Consider the following 3,052-nt stretch of genomic DNA (forward strand, 5'->3'; position numbering starts at 1 on the left):
TGGGAGCATATTGTCGGTCGAAACGGACGCGCGCGGAACGGCGTTCTGTTTCGAACTGCAAGCCGAGTAGCTGCGTCAGACGAAGCAATGCCGGCCATCGGGGCAAAAGCGAACGGTCTAGCGCTCCAATATCTGTCCTGCCGTGCCTCGCCACCCGAACCGCACCCATCCCGCAAAACCCAGCATCACCCCCGCAATCGCGCAAACCCACACCGGCCCGATCGTCTGCCACAGCAGATACACGTTCAGCCCCGCAATCACGCTGCAGATCGCGTAGCCGAGCAGCTTCACCCACCACGGATTGGCATAGTCCCCCATCCGCTGGCGGCTGCTCGTCACCATCATCAGCGGGAAGATCGCGAAAGGGAGCTGCATCGACAGCACGACCTGGCTGATCACCAGCAATTCGACCGTATCCTTGCCGCCGGTCGCCGAGATCACCACCAGCGCCGGCACGATCGCGAGGCCGCGCGTCACCAGCCGCCGCAGCCACGGCGCGATGCGGATCCGCAGGAAGCCCTCCATCACGATCTGCCCGGCGAGCGTGCCGGTGATCGTGCTCGACTGGCCCGAGGCGAGCAATGCGACCGCAAACGCCGTCGCCGCCACGCCGCCGAGCGCGGGTCGCAGCAATTCATGCGCTTGCCGCAAATCGTCGACCACCACGCCGCTGCGCCAGAAGACGGCGGCGGCGAGCACCAGGATCGCGGCATTGACGAAGAACGCCGCGCCGAGCGCCAGCACGGTATCCACGGTGTTGAAGGCGAGCGCCGCCTTGACGTCACGCTTGCCCTTGCCGAACGCGCGGGTCTGCACGATCGAGGAATGGAGATAGAGATTGTGCGGCATCACCGTCGCGCCAAGTATGCCGAGCGACACCAGCAATGCCGCGGTATTGGGGATGTCCGGCGTGATCGCCCCCAGCGCAACCGCGCTCCAATCCGGCTTGGCGAGGTGGATCGTATAGGCAAAACACGCCGCGATCGTGGTGACCAGCGCGATCACCACCGCCTCGATCTTGCGAAAGCCAAGGTTGATCAGCAGCAGCAACAGCAGCACGTCGAGCCCGGTGACGATCACCCCCCACACCAAGGGAATCCCCATCAGCAAGTTCAGCGCGACCGCCGAGCCGACCACTTCGGCCAGATCGCACGCAATGATCGCGACTTCGCACAGCAGCCACAAAGCGATCGCGACGGGCTTGGGGTAATAATCACGGCACGATTGCGCGAGATCGCGCCCGGTAACGATGCCGAGCCGCGCGCAGAGGATTTGCAGGAAGATCGCCATCAGGTTCGAGGCGAGGATCACCCACAGCAAGGCATAGCCGAACTGGCTGCCGCCGGCGAGATCGGTCCCCCAATTGCCCGGGTCCATATAGCCGACCGAGACCATGAACCCCGGCCCGGCAAAGCCCAGCCACTGCCGCCAGCGCGGCCGCGCGGCATCGCCCGTTTCCCATACTTTCAGCGTGCGGTACGCCTCGGGCAGCGGATGCGCGAAATCGGCCTCGTCGCTGCGGCGGAAAAAACGGCTCTGCGTCGGTCGTTCGGGCGTTGTCGCCATGCTTGCGGTAACATCCCAAAAGGCGGGTCGATCCGCGGTCTATACCCGCTTGTGCCGATTCAGCTACGCTCGATCGGGCGTTTTGCATGGCGCGGCATTGGTTTTGGCGCGGAAGCGCGCGGGGCGTTGCGCAGCCGGTCGCGCGCGCTTATCTCAGGGTCTGCATTCGAATAGGCCCAAGGGGACCGTATATGAGCACCTTCGACGATCGCGAGCGCGCCTTCGAAACCAAATTCGCCCGCGACGAGGAGATCGCCTTCCGCATCACCGCGCGGCGCAACCGGCTGCTCGGGCAGTGGGCGGCGGGGCTGATGAGCCTGACCAAGGAAGAAGCCGACGCTTATGCCACCGCCGTCGTCCAGGCCGATTTCGAGGAAGCCGGTGACGAGGACGTGATTCGCAAGCTCGTCAGCGACTTGACCGCCGCCAGCGTGACGATCGACGAAGCCGCGATTCGCCGCGCGATCGAGGATCAGACGGTCGAGGCACGCCGCCAGTTGATGAGCTCCGAATAATGCCGATGGAAGCGCAAGAAATCGTCGCGCTGATCGTCGCGGGCATTCCCGATGCGACGGTCGAAATGACCGATCTGGCGGGTGACGGCGACCATTGGGCGGCGCGTGTCACCGCCGAAAGCTTTCGGGGAATGCCCCGGCTGAAACAGCAACGCGCGGTCTATGCCGCGCTTGGCGACCGGATGGGCGGCGTGCTCCACGCGCTGCAACTCTCCACCGCCGTACCTCAGGAGTAATGTAATGAGCACCGATCCAGACCAGGTCCGTATCGCCGAATTGGTCGGCAAGAGCGACGTATTGCTGTTCATGAAGGGCAGCCCGCTCTTCCCGCAGTGCGGCTTCTCGAGCCGGGCGGTGGCGATCCTCAACCATCTCGGCGCCGAATTCGACAGCGTCGACGTGCTGCAGGACCAGGGCGTGCGCCAGGGGATCAAGCAATTCTCCGACTGGCCGACCATCCCGCAGCTGTATGTGAAGGGCGAATTTGTCGGCGGATCGGACATCATGATGGAGATGTACGAAAGCGGCGAACTGGCGACATTGTTCGCGGACAGCGGTGTGGTGAAGACCGATTGAGAAGCCGGGTCGGGCGGGCCTGCGCGAGACTGAAAGCGCTGGCCCGCCCTGCTGAAGCGATTACCGCTCGGCGTGCCGGAGACTATGCAGGCGGTGTGCCAGTTTTGGCGGGGCGCGGATTTCTGCAGGGTTCGGTGGTTAACGCGTTCCGCAGTCGCACGGCTTTGTAAGAATTTCCGACATTTCACGCCGACTCCTTCCGCCCCGGCGAAGGCCGGGGCGCAGTTTGGCAGTTCGAGCGCCGCGCCCGATAACCTCCACCTCCGCGACTAGGCCCCGGCCTTCGCCGGGGTGGAGCGAGTGGCCTAGCGAAGCCGAGCGTCCCCCGCTAGAAACCGGCCATGACCACCTCCCCCCTCCCCCGCACCGGCGGGCGTATCCTCGTCGATCAGCTC

Annotated in this window: 4 protein-coding genes; 3 read left to right on the forward strand and 1 reads right to left on the reverse strand. The window is 64.7% G+C overall.

The genetic code is table 11. From position 1 onward, the window contains the following. Positions 1-117 precede the first annotated feature (117 nt). Positions 118-1,566 carry an Nramp family divalent metal transporter gene (locus ABWP09_RS11380; protein WP_353205256.1) on the reverse strand — a complete coding sequence of 483 codons (1,449 nt, stop codon included), beginning with the start codon at positions 1,564-1,566 and terminating at the stop codon, positions 118-120. Positions 1,567-1,757: 191 nt separating this feature from the next. Here ABWP09_RS11380 and ABWP09_RS11385 point away from each other — a divergent pair, with 191 nt between their 5' ends. From ABWP09_RS11385 to grxD, 3 genes are read left to right on the forward strand one after another with little or no spacing between them, the layout of a single operon-like run. Then, complete coding sequence (locus ABWP09_RS11385) at positions 1,758-2,081, forward strand: DUF1476 domain-containing protein (protein ID WP_353205257.1); 324 nt, start codon at positions 1,758-1,760, stop codon at positions 2,079-2,081. Then, complete coding sequence (locus ABWP09_RS11390; protein WP_353205258.1) at positions 2,081-2,317, forward strand: BolA/IbaG family iron-sulfur metabolism protein; 237 nt, start codon at positions 2,081-2,083, stop codon at positions 2,315-2,317. Before ABWP09_RS11385 ends, ABWP09_RS11390 begins: the two co-directional genes overlap by 1 nt. A 4-nt stretch (positions 2,318-2,321) precedes the next feature. Continuing rightward, a complete protein-coding gene (gene grxD, locus ABWP09_RS11395; RefSeq protein ID WP_353205259.1) occupies positions 2,322-2,657 on the forward strand; it encodes a Grx4 family monothiol glutaredoxin in 336 nt (111 codons plus the stop codon). The last annotated feature ends 395 nt before the right edge of the window (positions 2,658-3,052 follow it).

This window comes from Sphingomonas sp. (assembly GCF_040398505.1).
Lineage (GTDB): Bacteria > Pseudomonadota > Alphaproteobacteria > Sphingomonadales > Sphingomonadaceae > Sphingomonas.

What these genes read in the sequence shown, in the direction of transcription:
- ABWP09_RS11380 (WP_353205256.1), bottom strand. Translation starts at nt 1,566, where the DNA reads ATGGCGACAACGCCCGAACGACCGACGCAGAGCCGTTTTTTCCGCCGC.
- ABWP09_RS11385 (WP_353205257.1), top strand. Translation starts at nt 1,758, where the DNA reads ATGAGCACCTTCGACGATCGCGAGCGCGCCTTCGAAACCAAATTCGCC.
- ABWP09_RS11390 (WP_353205258.1), top strand. Translation starts at nt 2,081, where the DNA reads ATGCCGATGGAAGCGCAAGAAATCGTCGCGCTGATCGTCGCGGGCATT.
- grxD (WP_353205259.1), top strand. Translation starts at nt 2,322, where the DNA reads ATGAGCACCGATCCAGACCAGGTCCGTATCGCCGAATTGGTCGGCAAG.